Annotated in this window: 19 protein-coding genes; 6 read left to right on the top strand and 13 right to left on the bottom strand. The window is 38.6% G+C overall.

Features of this window, described 5'->3' with window-relative positions:
• The first annotated feature begins 35 nt into the window (after positions 1-35).
• From cxpE to GA0116959_RS07350, 4 genes are all read left to right on the top strand, one after another.
• Positions 36-1,256, top strand: coding sequence for a chloramphenicol efflux transporter CxpE (gene cxpE, locus GA0116959_RS07365; protein WP_092719881.1), 1,221 nt, complete (start codon positions 36-38; stop codon positions 1,254-1,256).
• Between the two features lie 15 nt (positions 1,257-1,271).
• Entirely contained in the window at positions 1,272-1,976 is a 705-nt protein-coding gene (gene hda, locus GA0116959_RS07360; protein WP_053578335.1) for a DnaA regulatory inactivator Hda, read from the top strand.
• 120 nt (positions 1,977-2,096) lie between these two features.
• The gene (gene rbtA / locus GA0116959_RS07355) at positions 2,097-3,911 is read left to right on the top strand and encodes a rhombotarget A (protein WP_092719879.1); all 1,815 of its coding nucleotides are present in this window, start codon (positions 2,097-2,099) and stop codon (positions 3,909-3,911) included.
• A gap of 13 nt (positions 3,912-3,924) precedes the next feature.
• Positions 3,925-6,357 carry a CSLREA domain-containing protein gene (locus tag GA0116959_RS07350; RefSeq protein WP_092719877.1) on the top strand — a complete coding sequence of 811 codons (2,433 nt, stop codon included), beginning with the start codon at positions 3,925-3,927 and terminating at the stop codon, positions 6,355-6,357.
• 242 nt (positions 6,358-6,599) lie between these two features.
• Here the strand turns inward: GA0116959_RS07350 and GA0116959_RS07345 are convergent, their stop codons facing one another.
• From GA0116959_RS07345 to GA0116959_RS07325, 5 genes are all read right to left on the bottom strand, one after another.
• A complete protein-coding gene (locus GA0116959_RS07345; protein WP_053578332.1) occupies positions 6,600-7,004 on the bottom strand; it encodes a DUF3106 domain-containing protein in 405 nt (134 codons plus the stop codon).
• Positions 6,994-7,314, bottom strand: a complete 321-nt coding sequence (locus GA0116959_RS07340; protein ID WP_053578331.1) for a hypothetical protein — start codon at positions 7,312-7,314, stop codon at positions 6,994-6,996. Before GA0116959_RS07340 ends, GA0116959_RS07345 begins: the two co-directional genes overlap by 11 nt.
• Positions 7,311-7,925: an RNA polymerase sigma factor gene (locus GA0116959_RS07335; protein ID WP_053578330.1), complete on the bottom strand. Its 615-nt coding sequence runs from the start codon at positions 7,923-7,925 to the stop codon at positions 7,311-7,313. The genes GA0116959_RS07340 and GA0116959_RS07335 overlap by 4 nt, the downstream gene beginning before the upstream one ends.
• Positions 7,926-8,091: 166 nt before the next feature.
• Positions 8,092-8,868, bottom strand: coding sequence for a TrmH family RNA methyltransferase (locus tag GA0116959_RS07330; RefSeq protein ID WP_092719876.1), 777 nt, complete (start codon positions 8,866-8,868; stop codon positions 8,092-8,094).
• Between the two features lie 51 nt (positions 8,869-8,919).
• Positions 8,920-9,894, bottom strand: a complete 975-nt coding sequence (locus GA0116959_RS07325; RefSeq protein WP_092719874.1) for a class 1 fructose-bisphosphatase — start codon at positions 9,892-9,894, stop codon at positions 8,920-8,922.
• Positions 9,895-10,082: 188 nt separating this feature from the next.
• On the opposite strand from GA0116959_RS07325, the gene GA0116959_RS07320 reads away from it, so the two are divergent.
• A complete protein-coding gene (locus tag GA0116959_RS07320) occupies positions 10,083-10,271 on the top strand; it encodes an NF038105 family protein (protein WP_092719873.1) in 189 nt (62 codons plus the stop codon).
• Positions 10,272-10,319: 48 nt separating this feature from the next.
• Here the strand turns inward: GA0116959_RS07320 and pal are convergent, their stop codons facing one another.
• The 7 genes from pal to GA0116959_RS07285 all read right to left on the bottom strand — a co-directional run bounded on the left by pal (position 10,320) and on the right by GA0116959_RS07285 (position 17,045).
• The gene (gene pal, locus GA0116959_RS07315; protein ID WP_092719871.1) at positions 10,320-10,889 is read right to left on the bottom strand and encodes a peptidoglycan-associated lipoprotein Pal; all 570 of its coding nucleotides are present in this window, start codon (positions 10,887-10,889) and stop codon (positions 10,320-10,322) included.
• A 43-nt stretch (positions 10,890-10,932) separates the two neighbouring features.
• Positions 10,933-12,216 carry a Tol-Pal system beta propeller repeat protein TolB gene (gene tolB / locus GA0116959_RS07310; protein ID WP_171256885.1) on the bottom strand — a complete coding sequence of 428 codons (1,284 nt, stop codon included), beginning with the start codon at positions 12,214-12,216 and terminating at the stop codon, positions 10,933-10,935.
• A gap of 202 nt (positions 12,217-12,418) precedes the next feature.
• Positions 12,419-13,807: a cell envelope integrity protein TolA gene (gene tolA, locus GA0116959_RS07305; protein ID WP_092719869.1), complete on the bottom strand. Its 1,389-nt coding sequence runs from the start codon at positions 13,805-13,807 to the stop codon at positions 12,419-12,421.
• A 3-nt stretch (positions 13,808-13,810) separates the two neighbouring features.
• Positions 13,811-14,260: a protein TolR gene (gene tolR / locus GA0116959_RS07300; RefSeq protein WP_092719867.1), complete on the bottom strand. Its 450-nt coding sequence runs from the start codon at positions 14,258-14,260 to the stop codon at positions 13,811-13,813.
• Positions 14,260-14,958: a protein TolQ gene (gene tolQ / locus GA0116959_RS07295; protein ID WP_053578322.1), complete on the bottom strand. Its 699-nt coding sequence runs from the start codon at positions 14,956-14,958 to the stop codon at positions 14,260-14,262. The genes tolR and tolQ overlap by 1 nt, the downstream gene beginning before the upstream one ends.
• Before the next feature lie 25 nt (positions 14,959-14,983).
• Positions 14,984-15,391: a tol-pal system-associated acyl-CoA thioesterase gene (ybgC, locus tag GA0116959_RS07290; RefSeq protein ID WP_053578321.1), complete on the bottom strand. Its 408-nt coding sequence runs from the start codon at positions 15,389-15,391 to the stop codon at positions 14,984-14,986.
• 304 nt (positions 15,392-15,695) lie between these two features.
• The gene (locus GA0116959_RS07285; protein ID WP_171256884.1) at positions 15,696-17,045 is read right to left on the bottom strand and encodes an amidohydrolase; all 1,350 of its coding nucleotides are present in this window, start codon (positions 17,043-17,045) and stop codon (positions 15,696-15,698) included.
• 305 nt (positions 17,046-17,350) lie between these two features.
• Here GA0116959_RS07285 and GA0116959_RS07280 point away from each other — a divergent pair, with 305 nt between their 5' ends.
• Positions 17,351-17,932, top strand: coding sequence for a hypothetical protein (locus GA0116959_RS07280; RefSeq protein ID WP_092719863.1), 582 nt, complete (start codon positions 17,351-17,353; stop codon positions 17,930-17,932).
• 156 nt (positions 17,933-18,088) lie between these two features.
• Here GA0116959_RS07280 and ruvB read toward each other — a convergent pair whose 3' ends face one another.
• Positions 18,089-19,090 (bottom strand): Holliday junction branch migration DNA helicase RuvB, encoded by a 1,002-nt coding sequence (ruvB, locus tag GA0116959_RS07275; RefSeq protein WP_092719862.1) that lies wholly within the window; start codon positions 19,088-19,090, stop codon positions 18,089-18,091.
• Positions 19,091-19,193 lie beyond the last annotated feature (103 nt).

Raw genomic sequence — 19,193 nt, 5'->3', positions numbered from 1 at the left:
TCTAAAATGAATAAACCAAAAAAAGGCCAGAATCTATGGTTGATCGCACCTTGCGTCGTATTTTTATACTTTCAGGAATTGCATTAATCCTTTGGATTTTGTATTTGCTCAAGCCTGTAGTCTTGCCGTTTATTGCGGCATTCTTAGTTGCTTATTTATTCAGTCCTTTAGTCGATAAGTTGCATAAAATAGGATTACCACGCTGGTTGGCAATTGGTATTGTTTTTATCGGAATTGGCGTTCTTGTTACTTTAGCCATTTGGTATGTTGTGCCGTTGGTTTGGCAGCAATTAATGTATGCACGGGACAGTATTCCTGCCGGTATACATTGGATAAATTACACTTTTTTACCTTGGATATCGCAAACTTTTAATGTCGAAGCCATGGAAATTGATACTGAACAAATGTCCAGTGTGGTGATGCAATATATCCAGACCAATTATAGTGCTGACAGCATTCAAACCGTCTTATTAAGAGTGGCTCAATCAGGTTTGAATTTTATTCAAATTGGTGGGGTTGTTGTTCTTATTCCGATTATTGCATTCTACTTCTTGCTAGATTGGGATCGTATGCTTGAAAGTTTACGCCGCCTTATTCCGCGTTCGTATGAAAAAAGTACCTTAAGTATTGTGGGTGAATGTCATAGTGTATTGGGTGCATTTGTAAAAGGACAATTTTTAGTCATGTTCCTTTTGGGCATTGTATATGCAGTAGGTTTGCAATTGATCGGATTGGAAGTTGGTTTGATCATTGGCATGATTGCAGGGCTTGCCAGTATTATTCCTTATCTCGGATTTGGTGTGGGCATTATTGCTGCTGTGATTGCAACATTATTTCAGTTTGGCTTAGATTGGACGCATTTGGCTTTGGTTCTAGGTGTTTTTCTGATTGGTCAGGCGATTGAAGGTTATGTTTTGCAGCCCTTCTTATTGGGAGATAAAATTGGTCTATCTCCAGTAGCAGTGGTTTTTGCTGTACTGGCAGGTGCACAATTGGCAGGATTTTTAGGAATGTTAATTGCATTGCCTGTTGCCGCTGTGATTGTAGTTCTACTTCGCCATGCACGTGATTATTATGAAAGAAGTCGATTATATGATCCTTCGATGGTCATTATTCAAGGGACTTCATCTGGTCGTGTGAGTGTAGAATCCGAACAGGTCGATGTAGATGTACAGATTAAAACTGATCCTTTAAAAAATCTGCAAGATACTGAAAAAAACAGTAAGATTGAAATAATCGAAAATAAAAAACCTTAAGGTCAAGATTCATATATGCGTCAATTGCAGTTAGATATAGAACCTCAGCTTGATGCCCGAATTGGTGACTTTTCGGGTCCGAGTTGGGGACATGTAATTGATGCAGTTCGACAGCTGCATGCAGGTTTAATGAACCGATTTTATGTCTATGGTGGCGCAGGTTCTGGTAAAAGTCACTTACTTTCAGCCATCTGTGATTCTTATTTAGATGTCGGGAAGTCTGCAATTAAAGTCTCTTTGCTTGAATTACTGGATGCACCCACTGAAGCCATTACTTCTCTAGATCGATATGATCTAGTTGCTTTAGATGATATTGAAGCCATCAGTGGTGTTCCACATTGGCAAAAAGCAGTATTTCATCTGATTAATTACAACAATGAAGGGGGCGGTCAGTTGGTTTTCTCTTCGCGAGTAGCACCGATAGAATTGAAGCTTGAACTTCCAGACTTACAATCACGACTAACTCAAGCTGTGAGCGTTAAAGTTCCAACTGGAAGCTTATATGCAGATCGTTTGGCTTTGGTGAATTCAGTATTGATGCGTCGAGGTATTCATATTGATCAGCAAATTATTGACTATTTACTGAATCAAGGGCCTCATCAAACCTCTATTTTATTACAGACTTTAGAACAATTGGTTCAACTGCTCAAAGGTGAGAAAACTAAAATCAGTCATGCCAATTTAAGACAAATTTATGCTTTGATCGATGAATATCGGTAAAGCATAAAAAAAGTTGAGAAATCGTTCAAGCTGTGACAAAGTACAGCAAAATAGTTCGAGGTTGCAAGGAATGTGCAACTTAAGAAAAAAAATATAGAGAAAGAATACAAGGAGAAGGTTATGCTCAAACGGAGCATAGGCATAAGTATGTTATGTCTTGCAGGACATGCTTATAGTGCTGATATCGTCGTTACAACGACTGAAGATGTCGGAGCAGAAAGTCAGGAGTGTTCATTGCGTAAAGCGATTGAGTACGTGAATAAAGGTTTACCTGAAGCTGGCTATTCTGGTTGTGGTGGAAAAGAATCTAGTTCAACCATCGTGCTAAAAAAACAATTAATTTATAAGTTAAACAGTCATATTAACATTACTGCTGCACTGAGTTTAAAAACCATTGATGATACAGCCGAGGGCGAAAAACCTGAAGCGGGTATCAATAATGCTATCGTTCAAATGACAGCCAAAGATAATATATTTCGAATTGACGATAAAAAAGATGGGGTAATTTCAGTTAACCTTATTGAAGTGAATTTGCTGGGTTGTAACCAGTCAGTTTGTGCCGAGAAGGGTGGGCTGATTTATAACAATGAATTCTTGTTTTTGGATCATGTGAAATTATCTGGAGGCGTTGCGACTCAAGGTGGTGCTATCTATAATATGGCTACACTTCCAAATAAAGAAACGACAGTTCGAAGTCTCGTTGAAATGAGATTTAGCTTAATCGAAAAAAATAAAGCGGCTCAAGGAGCTATCCTTTATAGTCAAGTGCCTCAATTTAGAATATACAATTCAGTTCTTCGTGAAAATGAAACGACTTTGGCCAATAGTGCTAACGTTTATTCTGCGAATACTCTAGATCCCGCAACAATTTCTGCTTTCCCTTCAATGTCATTTAGAATTGCAAATAGTACTTTTTATAAAAATAAAGGGTTCATTGTCAATGTTCGGGATGGTATGGGGTTAAATAATCTGACCGTGGTTGGAAATAGTGCGGGTATTCAATTTAATGCACCTGCAGAAAAAGCTTATTTGGCTAATAGTATTGTTTTAGGGAATCCGTATCCTGTAAGTCAAGATAATAACTGTAGTTTTACGGCTGGAGACAAAAGCTTTAATCAAAACAATTTGGTTACAAGTAGCTGTACCACTGGAGATATCAATTATCCCAATGATATTTGGAATGGAACTCAACTCATCGCAGGCGAGAGTATAGACGGAAAATGTAAATCACTCAGTGCAGATAAAAACAGTTTATTGTGTCCATATTTTCAATCAGAAAATACTTTTTTAGGTTACTTCCGTCCACGTATTTTAATGAGCTATCAGTATCTATCAGATTCACTCATTATTAATAAAGGGCGTGAGCAGCGTGAAGAAGAGAAAAAATTAATCGGATGTGAATTTGCAGATCAGCGTAGTCAAAGTCGTGATCTTGATAATTCTTTTTGTGATCGAGGTGCAATAGAAATTATTGTACCTCCAACTGCTGGTTTAGTCGGTAAAGATTTATTGATTGGTGAGATAGCAGAAATTTCGGTCGTTGAAAAACTCAGCGATAGTGATTTGGTTCCAAAAGAAGAATGTAATGCGATATTAGGTGAAAATCCTACAGGTGAAGCTTGGCAGCCAGGGTGTATGCAGGTGGTACAACTTCAAACACCTTCTAAGGGTAAACTGACCATTGATGAAGAAGGAAACTTGGTCTATAAACCACAAGGTGCATGGCATGGGGCAGATTTATTTAAAATTCGTTTGGTAACATCCTCTACACGCTTAAATAAAAATAGACCGTACTTGGAAGTGAATGTAAATGTTGTGCAATCACCTAAAAATGAAATGGAAAGTAGCAGTGTAAAAGCCTCAGGTGGAGCAACAGGATTATTCGGATTATTGACCTTATTAGGTTTAATCGGATTACGTCGATATAAAAAATAGTTAGGGATAGTCGATGAAAAATTATAAAAAGGGATTGCTGTGCGTCATGGTATTGTCTGCTATGTCATTAATGGCTGCAGAGGATAAAACGCTTTACGTTAATACTTTTGATGATGAAGATGGTGAAAATTTAAATAAATGCTCATTAAGAGAAGCCATTAAAACAGCTCAGATGAATAAAGCTTACGGTGGTTGTGGAGCAGGTAATACGAGTCTGGGACAAGGTGATAGAATTCAACTTGAAGAAGGCGAATATATTCTTAAAAGTGAATTGAGACCTGCTTCTCAGATTACTATTTCTGGAAAACTACCCGTTGATTATTCAAGTAAAGATGTATTGACCAATGAATATCCTGCGACTGTGAAATTGAAAACTAAAATCAGTGCACAAGGTAATTCAAGAATTTTCAATACTTTAGATAGTCAGTCAGTACTTGGTCTTGAATATATTTCATTGGAAAATGGGAAATCGACTGGTGGAGGTGGAGCATTACTGCTTGGGGGGCCTTTAAATTTAAGTCATAGTGCAATCTTAAATTCTAAATCGGACCAAGAAGGTGGTGCAATTTATTTCGTTGCACAAAACACGGAAAAGAAAATTGATATTCGTTATACGCTTATTGAAGGGAATGATGCTAAGCGGGGTAGTGTCATTGCGATGGACTGTGAAGCAAACTTACTCAATACGCAACCGACCTTAAGTATTATTAATAGTAGTATTGTCAAAAATGGATCACCTACCAGCTTAAGTACAATTGATATTTGTGGTAATCCAAAAGTAAGCTTAAGTGCAAATACTATTGCGCAAAATGTAGCAAATAGTACAAATGGTCATATTATTTACGCAGTGAATGGAATAAATCATAAATTAAGTTCAGCTTATGTTTTTACTGCATTCAGTAATACCATCGTAGAGAATAATGCTTTTAGTACTTTTTATTATGACAATAACGGTATAATTGGTTTAAGTTTTAATATTCTGGCCTATAACCAAGGAAAGTCTTGTCGCTATGCCTTAAATAATGGCAATGTAAAAGATGTTGAGTTGCCACTGGTGGCTTCACAAAATGCACTTCAACTTAATGCGGGAGTGGGGCAATGTGATTTACCAGAAAAGGCGACCAGTAATTCTGATAATTCAAATAAAAATAAAGATTTAAGTGGCATAAGTCTCGCGACAGTTTTATCCCCTTTACAGACAGCTTCAAAATATAATTTATTTTTGCCAATGTATTATCCTAAAGATAATCAGAATGATACAGATTTAGTTAATATTGGCGATGTAAAAGGATGTAGCGAAATTGATCAGCGAGGTGTAACACGTGTAACTGAAGAAACGTTGATGTTAAATCCAACACTGAAAAATACATGTGATATCGGTTCAATTGAATTAATGCGGTTAACTGCAACTGATGTAAGCGATTTGAAGAATCAGTCTTATGCTACATTAATAGAGAATTATCAAAAAAATATTGATGTGTTAAAGGAATATCTGGCTAATCCTGAAAACAATCAAGATTATATTGAAAAAGATAAAGAAGACTTAAAAGCATTTGAAGACTTGCTAAAATATACGAAGCAGTATGCTCAGTATCGTCCTATCTATGTTGATCCATTTGCGCTAGCTTTGCCAACAGAAGAACTTGTTTCTACTGACATGAATGGTCCCACTCAATTAAGAGCGTTAAATACCAGTAATTATAATGTTTCGACTCGTGTATATGGGGTAGGTGCATTTATTGAAAAGAATGGTGCATTTGAGTTTGTTGGTAAGGAAGATCCTAATTTAAAATGCGAATGGAAAGCTGATTTAAAACGTATCATCATTTATCGTTTAGATGGTAAGGCAGATTTATTGGAAGGTTCAGGATATTGCTCTTATACCCTTACTTCTAATAAAGTTGGAGATTCATCCACTTCTTCTGGAATATTAGGGGTAAGTTTTTCAAACACGGCTCCAATTGCAAAAAATGATACTTATTCTATTACTCCAAGCTCAAATACGGTCATCAGTGTCAATCCATTAACCAATGATAGCGATGATGGTGATGGTGTCACGACACATTTAAATGTACCCTATATTGGCAAATTTTATAAAAATGCGGATGGAGTTGAGTTACCTATAAAATTGGGGCCTATGCCTCCTGGTTTAACAGTTACAGCAGACCGCAGTGGACCATGTCCGGGTAATAATATTAAAGATACATGCTATGGTGGACAGCTGCGATTCGAAGTTAAAAATAGCTTTAGTCAGTTTGATTATGAAATTAAATATACTATTTTTGATGCAGAAGGCTTAATTTCGAATGAAGCCACTATTGATTTAATCAATACGGTAAAAAATACCAATTCAACTGCTTCAGGTGGCGGCGGTAGTGTCGGCCTATGGAGTATTTTGGGGCTAATCGGGCTTGGTCTGTATAGAAGTCGTAGAAAATACGTATAAACTCAATAATTAAAATGCCTCACTTGTGAGGCATTTTTTATGAATGATTTTTATAAAATAGAATGAGCGGAGTAAGATTTGAGAATGCTAATCTAGTATATTTTCAAATCCATCAAAAAATTCTGCTTGCTTTAGATGAAAACGAAAATTATTAAAATGTCATTTTTACTATATTTAAAGTATAAATTTTGTTTGGGGAATAATTTCTAGAATTAGAAACTGTGGGTCATATCTTTTTAAAATTAATGACTTAAAGATTTTGGTGCTAAATATTTGTCCATATATTCAGCCCGAATAGCGGGTCTCTCTTCGGGGCTGGCTTCTTGCATACGTAAACCCAAATCTTTACGCTCCTGACTACTCATTTGTTGCCAAGTCTCGCGCATTTTCTGTTTTTCTTGTTCAGGGAGTTGAGTAAACCAATCCATACGCTGATGTAAAGCAGTGCCTTGGGCTTTAGGGAGCTCTTTTAAGGATTGATAACGTTGAATGAGTGCACGTTGTTCAGCCTCAGAAAGAGTTTCCCATGTTTCAGCAACTTGTGTATTCGCATCTTTAGAAAAAATCCAAAAACGCTCAAAACCCGCGAAACTAGTTTGCAAAAATCCGAGTGCACAAAAAGCAAAGACTAATCTTTTAGCTGCCATGTGAAGCATTATCCTCACCTAGAACCATTAACATTTCCAAATCTTCAACCATCTGTGGTGAAAGTTTCGGAGTGATAATAACTTGATTTTGTGGCTTATCTGCAATATCCATTGCATTTGGAAATATCATAAATCCTGTAATGGCCGCAGCAAGTGCAAAACCTGACATTTTCCAAAGACCATAGCGAGATGTCTCTCTGTTTTGAATTTTTTCAATCACCTGCGTCATCACCACAGGTTTATTTTGGTGATGCTGTGCAAGTCCATCAAGTTTGGATGTAAGTTTTTTTAAGAAATCATCTTGTTTCATTCGGATGACCCTCCACCATATGGGTTTAAATGTGCTAAAGAAGTTCTAAGACCTTGAATAGCACGGTGATAATGTGTTTTTACACTACCTTCACTACATTGCATAATTTCTGCAGTCGTATGGGTATCAAAACCTTCCCAAGCTCGGAGCATAAAAGCTTGTTGTTGCCGTACAGGAAGTTGACCAATCGCATCTTGTATTTCTTCGGCAGTGACTGCTTGATCAAGAAAATCGAATGGATTCAGAGTATTTTCATCAACAATCTCGTTGAGTTCAATGTCATCGTCATCAAGATTAATCTTTTTAAAAAAAGAGAAAGGTTGAGCGCGACGTGCTTCCTTTCTACGCCAATCTTGTAGTTTGTGGTTTAAAATGGTGTAAAACAGGGGGTACCATTCGGTAGTTGATTTTTCTGCATATGATTTATGTAGGGAAATAAATGCTTCTTGCACTAAATCCATCGCTATACCATGTTGACCTTGTGTTGCACTTTCCATCATGACTAAGGCCCGTCCAGTCACATCTTGCATAAAAACTTTTAAGCGTTGTTCTGCCGTACTCTTTAGAATACTCAAGTTTTCCGATTCAGACTGTTTGGGTGCTAAATCCATAGAGATGGAAAATCCTGTCATTGGATACCCACCATTATTTCCACATTCATGCACATATAACGTTGGAAATAATGGTTTGGTTGACACAAAATTTATTATTTTTCTAGTGTAATCTATTTTAAACCTTCACAACGGCTGTTTAAAATAAAGTAACGAAAGAAATGGATTATAAGCGCTGACGTACCATTTCAAAGAAACAGATCGAACCTGCAATAGCCACATTTAAGGATTCTTGTCCGCCCGGTTGCGGGATTGAGACAGCTTCTGCATGTTTTAATGCATAATTAGATGCACCTTGGCCTTCGTTACCCAAGATCCAGACACATTGTTTTCTTAAGTTTTTAGAATAAACACTTTCAGATTGATGTGAACTTGTCACATATACAGGAATCGTGAATTTTTCTAACAAATCTTCAAGCGCAATATTTTCATAAGTTTGCAATGAAAAATGAGCACCCATACCTGCCCGAAGCACGCGAGGTGACCAAATAGAAGCTGAACCTTTAGTACAGACCACTTGTTCAATACCTGCTGCGGCAGCAGAACGTATTAGTGTTCCGACATTGCCTGGGTCTTGAATATTATCCAGAATAAGAGTGTCTTCTTTAAAATTTAAGGCTTGATTTGAACTGGGTAAATCAACAATCGCAAGACACGCTAAAGAAGTTCCGAGTGTGCTGATATCATTATATAAAGATTCACTGAGTACAAATACATTACCCTCATACATCGATACAATTTTTTCTAAATCAGGATGGCTATAAGCAACTTCAGTAGTAAAAATGGAATGAATGCTACGGTTTTGTTCTAACCAAGCAAGGCTTAAATGTGTGCCTTCTAATACTGTTTGACGATTCTTTTTTCGAAATGAACTTTGTTCAATTAAACCCCGTAGGTGTTTAATCTTAGGATTATCTTTAGATTCAAGAAAAAAAGCTGGCATATGAAAATATCCATGGAAGTCAGTGAAAAACACAAACTTCCATTGTTTAAATTAATGGTGATAGTGACTGACTAATTCGACTTCATTTTTTGAACCGATAATAACAGGCACACGTTGATGCATTTCGGTAGGTTGAATATCAAGAATACGAACACGGCCTGTCGTAGATGCTCCACCGGCTTGTTCGATGAGCATACTCATTGGGTTTGCTTCGTACATTAGGCGTAGACGACCCGCTTTTTGTGGATCTTTGGTGTCATACGGATATAAGAAAATACCACTACGACAAAGAATACGATGGATATCACCGACCATACACGCCACCCAGCGCATATTAAAATCTTTAGCACGTACTGATGTTTTACCATCTTGAAGTTCGCCAATATAGCGTTTTACAGGTGCTTCCCAATGACGTTGATTTGATGCATTAATGGCATATTCCTGTGTATCAGCTGCCACTTGAACTTGGTCAGAAGTGAGTAAAAATGCTTGAGTTTTTGGATCAAAAGTAAAAAATAGAGTGCCCGCACCGACAGTCAGTGCCATCATTGTTGAAGGACCATATAATACATAACCAGCAGCAACTTGTTCGGTTCCTGCTTGCATAAAGTCTTCAGCTTGAGTCACTGCATTTTTTGCTGAAAGAATAGAAAAAATTGTGCCTACACACATATTAATATCGATGTTGCTTGAACCATCAAGTGGATCGAACAAAACCAGATATTTACCATTTTCTTGTGCAGGCGTGAATTCGTCTAATTCTTCTGATGCCAAACCACCGACTTGAGGATGAATTTTTAACGCATCAATTAAATAATCATTTGAGATGACATCGAGTTTCTTTTGAGTTTCACCTTGTACATTTTCATTTTCTGCGCTACCTAATACCCCAGCTAAAGCACCTTGTTGCAACAATTGATCAATTGTTTTGCAGGTATTTACAATTGTTTCAATCACTTGTGCAAGTTCAGGTGTCAAATTCCCTGTTTTTTGTTCTAAAAATTGGGAAAGGGTGAGGTGCGACATGATGGGAAAACTCCAATAAAAACTGATAAAAAATTATCAAAACAATATGGGAAGTCATTTTAGATGAGAATGCAGCAAAAGAACAATTAAACTCGATTATTTGTCGCGATTTTACGCTTGTAAGTTCTGTGGAAGGTGCTATGTTGATATGAAGAGAGAATATTGCAGAGCGTGATAGGAGCACAAGGATGACAACGCAAAGGTTCGATGCGACGCCAACGCCAAATGAAGCGATGAGCTTAGATGAGATTTCTACTGAAAATGTAAAAGAAGCATGGAAAGATTATGAGGCTAAACCTGAATACAAAAAATTCAATAAACATGACCTGATAGAATCTATGCAGTCATCTTCAGAAGAAACAGAACAATCTGAGTAAATATAAACGAAAAAAAGCGCTCATAATGAGCGCTTTTTGATGCTTAAATTATTTTAATAAAGGGGGCACTGCTTCGTAGTTAATTTCTACACGACGATTTTCTTTCCATGCATTCTCATCATGACCTGCATTAATCGGCATTTCTTTACCATAGCTCACAGCTTCTAATTGTGTTGCTGCAACACCATTGGTAATTAAGAAACTTTCCACAGCTTTGGCACGACGTTCACCCAAAGCCATGTTGTATTCACGCGTGCCGCGCTCATCTGTATGACCAGTTAAAGCGACCTTAGAGTTTGCATTTGCCATCAGGAATTGTGCATGGGCTTGCAAGGTTTGATAATCTTCATTAGAAAGATCACTGCTGTCGTAATCAAAATGCACCACACGTTTTGCTAAAAATGCTTTATTGGCGGCAGTTACACCTTTTGCAGAAGCGCCCGCTAAGTTTTGTGCATTTAACGCTGCATCTTCACTTAAACCATCAGTACTGACCGTAGTTGCACTATTTGGATTTTGACCTGCTTGAATGTCTGTTGCAGGTTTACGACTTGCACAACCTGTCATGACTAAAGCTGTTGCAAGAACAGGAAGTACCAAGAATTTGATTGATTTCATTTTGATCTCCATGATGATCGTAATATTACTTTAAATTAATCTGTTATTTAGGCGCCCAAGCAGGTTCGCGAACCTCACCTTGTTCACTTGGTAAGTTCATACGGAAACGGCCATCGAGTGACATAATCGAAAGTAAGCCACGATTAGCTTCGCGTGTTGCATAAACCACCATTTGTCCATTTGGAGAGAAACTTGGTGATTCATCTAGACTGGTTGGTGTCAGAATATTGGTAATACCTGTATTAATATCTTGAATTGCTACTTTGTAATTACTACCACTTGGACGATGGACTAACGCAATTTTTTTACCATCTGCACTTAAAGAACCTCGTGCATTAAATGCACCTCTGAAAGTCAGACGTTTGCTTGAAGCATTGGCAAAATTATAAGTATAAATTTGTGCTGAGCCACCGCGATCAGAAGTGAAAATAAAGGATTTTCCATCTGGTGCATAGCGTGCTTCAGTATCGATTGCACTGTCATTGGTCATACGTTGTAATTGGCGTGTTTCCAAATTCATTTGATAAATTTCAGGATTACCATGTATAGAGGCGGTAAATAACATCATTTTACCATCAGGCGAAAAACTTGGTGCACCATTTAGACCACGGAAGCTTGCCAATTTTTCGCGTTGACCTGTTGATAGATCTTGAACATAAATTGCAGGACGTTTTGTTTCAAAAGAAACATAAGCAATTTTTTTCGCATCAGGTGTCCATGCAGGAGACAAAATAGGATCACGTGAAGTCAGAATAGTTTTCGGTTGTTCACCATCTGTATCTGCAATTTGTAAAGTATAACGCTGCTCAGGAGTAGCAGGATTACGTAGTACATAAGCAATACGTCCACTAAAATCACCTGGAATACCAGTCAATGCTTGGTAAATGGCATCACTGATCAGATGTCCAGCTTGACGAATACGTGAAGCGGGTACTGTTAATAATTCATTGAGCAAATATTGCTGTTTTTCCACATCATAAAGTTGATAGTGAACTTCAAAGCTACCATCTGCGGCAGTTTTTACTGTACCTGTCACTAAGTAGGGTACACCCGCAGTTTTCCATGCATCTGCATTTGGGGTATTCATACTTGCGGTTGCAGGTAAGTTCTTTGAAGCACTCGAAAATTTACCCGAACGATTTAAGTCATTTTCAACAATGGGATAAATACTTTGATCATTATTGAATGGAATGATCGCAATTTTAGGGGCTGCTTCTGGTGCTTTAGCAATTTCCAAATGCAGTTGGGCATAGGCATGGGTTGTTAAAACTGGACTTAAAACTGTTAAAATAGTGAGGCAAAGTAAATGCTTACGCGTCATTTCCATCATCCGCTACGTACTCTAGAATATAAATTATTGTCATTTCAGGTTTGACACATAATGGCATGATTTTGAATTATTAAAAGCATAGCATTATAGGAAAACTGTTATAAGACTGTGAAAAATGAATAAATTTAACTCTTTTTTAGCAAAATTTAATAGGCTATGTCAAAGAACCATATCCCCATGCCATGGAGGGGATAGATTTTTATTTTGCTGTAAAGCTTGAGGTAAATGTTCTGGCTTCGCGTCTTGCATCTGGGTCAGAAGGCATTGGATAAGGCGCCGCTGCTCGAACGGCTGCTTCTACACTGGCTTTCATGTCTGGATCACTGGCGTTGACAATAACAGATTGAACCGCCCCACTATCACTCAAAGTTACTCGTGCTGTGGCTTTTTGACCGGATGAACCATTTGGAATATCCCAAGCACGTCTCACTTTATTTTCAAAGTCACGTTTTGCAGTTGAAGCAATTTTCTTTGATTCAGCTTTTTTAGTTGCAGCTTCTTCAGCCGCTTGTTTCGCAGCTGATGCTTTGGCATCTTCTGCAGCTTGTGCTTTTGCAGCAGCGTCTGCCTTGGCTTTATTTGCCGCATCGGTTTTTGCTTTTGCAGCAGCATCTGCCTTTGCTTTGTTTGCTGCATCAGTTTTTGCTTTTGCAGCAGCATCTGCCTTTGCTTTGTTTGCTGCATCAGTTTTTGCTTTTTCAGCAGCATCCGCCTTGGCTTTATTTGCCGCATCGGTTTTTGCTTTTGCAGCAGCATCCGCCTTAGCTTTGTTTGCCGCATCGGTTTTTGCTTTTGCAGCAGCGTCTGCCTTGGCTTTGTTTGCAGTATCGGTTTTTGCTTTTGCAGCAGCGTCTGCTTTGGCTTTATTTGCTGCATCAGCTTTAGCTTTTTCAGCATTATCCGCCTTAGCTTTATTTGCTGCATCGGTTTTTGCTTTAGCAGCAGCGTCTGCCTTAGCTTTATTTGCCGCATCGGTTTTTGCTTTAGCAGCAGCGTCTGCCTTGGCTTTATTTGCCGCATCGGTTTTTGCTTTTGCAGTAGCGTCTGCCTTTGCTTTATTTGCTGCATCGGTTTTTGCTTTTTCAGCAGCATCCGCCTTAGCTTTATTTGCCATATCGGTTTTTGCTTTTGCAGCAGCGTCTGCTTTGGCTTTGTTTGCCGCATCTGCTTTGGCTTTTTCAGCATCATCAGATTGCGCTTTTAACTTATTTGCTTCTACTAATTTTTCTTTTTCAGCAGCAGCTTTCGCTTGTTGTGCTACTAGGTTTGGCTCGGGTTTGACAGGAGTTACAGGAGTAGGGGGTGCAACTGGAATAACAGGTGCAGGTTCAACACTTGGTTCAGCAGTTTGCTGGACTTGCTGCGCGACTTTTTCACTTGCAGTCTCTACCGAATCTGTCTGCTCTAAAGGTTCAGGAGGAAGCAAATCTTCTGGTTTGACTAAAACCATTTTAATTTGTTTTGGGGGTTCTACAGGTTGACTCATTCCTAAAAAAAGTAAGCCCGTAATAGCCACCACATGAACACCTAGAGTAAACCCCAGTGCAATTTTTTTTTCTTTAGATTGCGGCTTTTTCAAATCTTTCATACTTTATTCTAAAGGCTGAGTGAGTAAACTCACTTGAGTTAAACCAGCATCTTGAAGACCCGACATTAACGCCATGACATCTCCATATGGGCGGGTATTATGCCCGTTAATGACCACATTCAGTTCTTTATTGTCATTTTTGGCTTGTGCTTGCGCTTCAATTAAAACACTGGTTAATTGATCTAGATCAACTGGGCCATTTTTTTGGTTTTTATATTCCAAGTAATAAAGACCGTCTTTATCTAAAGTGACAATAGTCGGTGCATCTTTAGATTCAATAGGATTGCCATTGGCTTGAGGTAAATCGACTTTAATGCCACTGGTGATCATAGGTGCAGTCACCATAAAAATCACCAAAAGCACCAGCATGACGTCAATATAGGGGACGACATTCATCTCACTTTTTAGCGGTTTCTTGATGCGCTCAAAGCGTCCAGCACGCTGAATTGCCATTAGTCATTTTCCTGTGTGGAGCTCACAGTTTGGCGTTGTAATAGCGCCACCATTTCTTCTGCAAATAAAGCACGATCCGAATAGACTGTTTCACCTTTGGCTGTGTAATGGTTAAATGCCAAAACTGCAGGAATAGCCGCAAAAAGACCGATTGCTGTTGCAATTAGTGCTTCGGCAATACCTGGTGCTACGGTTGCAAGGGTCACTTGATCAACATCTGCTAAGCCAATAAAAGCATTCATAATGCCCCAAACGGTTCCGAATAAACCCACATAAGGAGCAACAGAACCAATACTGGCAAGTGCACCTAAGCCACGTTCAAGTAAGCTTTGGTCGCGGCTTAAACCAACACGTAAAATACGTTCTGTGCCTTCAATGAGTTGTGTATTCGGTGCTTGGAATTTTTTGAGTTTAAAAAACTCACCAATACCTTGATAGAAAATATCCTCTAAACCAGTACGCTTTGAGTTAAGTTGCGCATTGTTATACAAGGTATTGAGTTCAGCACCAGACCAGAAGATTTTTTGAAAATGTTCATCATCTGCCTGTGCTTTTTTATAGCTCATATGTAACTTAGCAATTAGATACCAACTATATAGCGATGCTAGTAACAGCACCAACATGACCAGTTGAACGACAGGACTTGCTTGTAAAATAAGATCTGATACGTGTAGAGAAGATTCTAATTGAGTTGCCATAAGTTACATGTGCCAATAAATTTTTTTAATCTTGTTCTAACTCATTAAGAATTAGGCTGCGAATTTCGTCTGGCAGGCGACAAGGTTTCATTTCAGCACTAATACATGCCAATTCCACCTCGCCAGATGCCAGCATGATTTCACCACGATAAATATTTTGTTGCAATACAAATGATGTCGCTTTACACGAAACTACACGCGCTGTAACAGTAATGAGGTCATCCATGAGGATTGGACGTGAATATTTTACATTTATTTTATGGACGACAAAGTGATACTCTTTCTGGTGCCAGTAATGGTCAACACCAGCCGCACGTAGCCATTCAGTTCGAGTACGCTCCATAAAACGAATATGGTTTGCATGATATACAATGCCACCTGCGTCAGTGTCTTCAATATATACACGAATGTTGAATTCAAATTTATTCGCCATGATGGTGTTCCAATATTTAATTTGGTTTTATGGATGAAGCTTGAGATTTAATGGAATAAAAAGTTTCTAAACATTATTTTTCCGCTAAGAAGCAAGCTGTGTAACGCATTGCAGTTTAGCAGCTTAAGGTTTTTGACCAATGGCACAAGGTGTCAAAACCAAATAAATCAAAACAGAGGTAAAAAATACCTTGACCAAATTGATTTATTTTAAAGGTGAATTGAATAAATATTCAAAATTTTAATGAATTTTAGAATAAAAAAAGTGAACCCTAAGGCTCACTTTTCATCTTTCTATTCATAGACTAAATTTTAGTAGATTGTGTTTTTTTCCAATCGGCCTGAACTTGTTCAGCAACTTTAGGATAATCCATCACGAAGCGTATGTGGCTTTCCACCCCAGTTTTTAAAGTTGCATCATCCACAATAAACAGTGGATTATGGTTCGGTGCCGCTTTGGACATATCTTGGTCGGCTGGTGTAGCACCAACGAACACAAATAAAGACGGCATTAACTCACCATAATAGGCAAAGTCTTCACTGGCACTAGAGTTATTTTCAAGCACATGTAGTTTAGAGTCACCTACAACTTTGGCTAGAGTAGGTTGCATCAGTTTCGTTAATGTTTTGTCATTCATCGTCACAGGTGCATAAGGTGCAATTTCAACTTTAGCCGTAACATCATTGGCCAGTGCATTATATTCAATCATTTTCGGTAAATCTTTGAGAATGTTTTGACGAATATTTTCACTATTTGAGCGAATGGTGCCGGTCATATTCACTTGTTCAGGAATGACATTGCCCGCTGTACCGCCTTGAATGCTTCCAATACTCACCACACCCATACCTTTGCTTAAGTCTGCTTTACGGCTAATCAAGCTTTGTATGTTGTTAATCATTTGTGATGACGCATAAATTGGGTCGCGACCCAACCAAGGCATAGAACCATGTACTTGCTTACCATTCACTTGAATGCGCAGATGATCGCCACTATTTAAGATAGCACCATCTTTATATGAAATAGTGCCGCTTGGCATACCTGCCATCACATGCATGCCAAAAATCACTTCAGGCTTTGGATTATTTAATGCACCATCAGTAATCATTTTGCGTGAACCAATCAAGTGCCCTTGAGTAAAGTTGTCCACATCTGCACCGCCTTCTTCTGCAGGTTGGAAGACAAAGACCACTGTACCTGCAATTTTATCTTTATTGGCTGCAAGTGCTTTGGCCGCGCCCAATAACATGGCCGTATGCGCGTCATGTCCACAGCCATGCATGACATGGGTTTCTTTACCTTGATACATAGCTTTAACTTTGCTAGCAAAAGGAAGTCCTGTTTTTTCTTCAATTGCTAAAGCGTCCATATCGGCACGTAATGCCATGACTGGGCCAGGTTTAGCTCCTTTTAAAATCCCAATAACACCTGTTTTGGCATATCCTTTACGCACTTCAATCCCATAAGATTTTAACTCTTTTTGTACCAGCTCAGAGGTTTTGAATTCCATATTGCCAAGTTCAGGATGCTGATGAATATGTTGGCGTAGCTTGATGGTATGCGCCTCAACATTTTGAGCTGAATCATTAATCCAATCTGCAAGGCTGAGTTGGCTGCAAAAAAGGAAAGGAAGAGAAAGCGCGATCTGCTTATAGATGTGCATAAATGGAAGAACCTTAAGATTTTGAGATAGTTAAAGTGATTCTCTAGAATTGCATACTGTTTTAAAATTAACCAAAACTATCGAAGTGTTTTTTTATACTTTTAAGGTATTTTAAGCGTTAAAGCTTGGTATTAAAGGAATTTATCGCAATATTATACATTGTAAAATTATGTATTTGGTTTAAATTTTAATTTCACTACGCGAATTATAAATCCTTATTTTCAGACCTGTGGCGCAGAGCTTTGATTAAATTTAATTTATCATCAGTACATGATAAAAATGCGTATTAAAGTTTAAAAATGAATCGTTTTTTCAAATGCTTAATTATTTTGGCTATTGGTTATGGATTTTGGTCATATTGGCTTAAGCCAGATCATGTTAATTTCAATACGACCAGTGTTCAAAGTATCAATGGTATTCAACAATTTCAGGGTTACAACCTCACGAACTTAGAGCCTTATGCGGGAGAGTTTCGGGTTCTCGCAAAAGAAAACTATCATTTGGGGCGTGAAGCAGAAATTAGTCCTGTTGATTTTGCTTTGGGTTGGAACAAAATGGCTGATCCTCAAGTCTATAAACAATTATCAATTCGGCAAAGCAACCGTTGGTATTATTGGCGCTATGAAAACAACCCGCCAATTCCTGTACACGATATTCAGATACAAAGTGCCAATACGCATTTAATACCTGCTTCAAAACACATTGAACAACAACTTAAAGTCATTGATAAGGATGATTTGATTTATCTAAAAGGGCAGTTAGTAGAGGTGAAGTCACAAGATGGCTGGACTTGGCGTAGTTCTTTAAGTCGTGAAGATACAGGCGGTGGTGCATGTGAATTGATGTTGGTGCAAGAGGTGAGGGTCATTGCGAAATCTTAGGTTTTAAGAACCATAATTTTGTTAAATACACGAGGCTAAAAATCACTTAAACACTGCAGTTTGCAGTCTTTATCTGTAAATGAAAATAAAATAGTTCACTAGATGAATGATCTGATTAAAATAATCAGGGAGAATAAATCTCCCTATTTGTCGCGCTTACTTTGGTTCAGGCGGTGTCATGCCAAACTGCAAATAGGCCATAGTGGTCGCAATACGACCTCGAGCTGTTCGCATCGCATAACCTTGTTGGATTAAGTAGGGTTCAATCACATCTTCTAAGGTTCCCGAATCTTCCGCCATAGCCGCAGCCAAAGCTTCTACCCCAGCCGGCCCACCATCAAAACGTTCAAGCAACATACTTAAATAACGACGGTCTAAGGTATCTAAACCATCTTTATCGACATTGAGCATATCGAGTGCACGCTGAGCCATGTCTTGTGTAACTTCACCATTGCCTTTGACTTGTGCGTAGTCACGAACACGACGCAATAAACGGTTGGCAATACGTGGTGTACCTCGGGCACGACGCGCAATTTCTTTTGCGCCTTCGAGTGTAGTGGGGACATTCATTAAATTGGCAGAACGCGACACAATATGGGTTAAGTCGGCCACAGAATAGAATTCTAGACGTTGCACAATACCAAAACGGTCACGTAACGGAGAAGTTAATAAACCCGCACGCGTGGTGGCTGCAACCAAAGTGAAAGGTGGCAAATCCAGTTTGATCGAACGTGCACCGGGTCCTTCACCAATCATGATATCAAGTTGGTAGTCTTCCATTGCAGGATATAAAATTTCTTCAATGACAGGAGAAAGACGATGGATTTCATCAATAAATAAAACATCACCTTCTTCTAAATTGGTGAGCATGGCGGCCAAATCACCTGCCCGTTCAAGGACTGGCCCAGAGGTGGATTTCAGGTTTCCGCCCATTTCGCGCGCAATAATATTGGCAAGTGTGGTTTTTCCTAAACCGGGTGGGCCGAAAATGAGGGTATGATCGAGTGCTTCACCGCGACCTCGTGCTGCGCCAATAAAGATTTCCATTTGCTCACGCACCACAGGCTGACCAATGTAATCATCTAGTGAAGTGGGGCGAATGGCACGATCAAAATGATCTTCGGGTTTTTCAGAACCACTGATGAGACGGTCTTGCATAATGATTTAGATTTACCTTTAGGCATCCATTGAGTCTGTGATGATTCATACAGCCTCAGATAAACATTTGAGTTTAAATTTTTTAGATTAAGCAGAGAATAGG

Origin of the sequence: Acinetobacter albensis, assembly GCF_900095025.1 — a bacterium.
In the GTDB taxonomy this organism is placed as follows: Bacteria; Pseudomonadota; Gammaproteobacteria; order Pseudomonadales; family Moraxellaceae; genus Acinetobacter; species Acinetobacter albensis.
The sequence above is the reverse complement of the archived record's forward strand: the minus strand, read 5'-3'. Positions and strand labels throughout refer to the sequence as shown.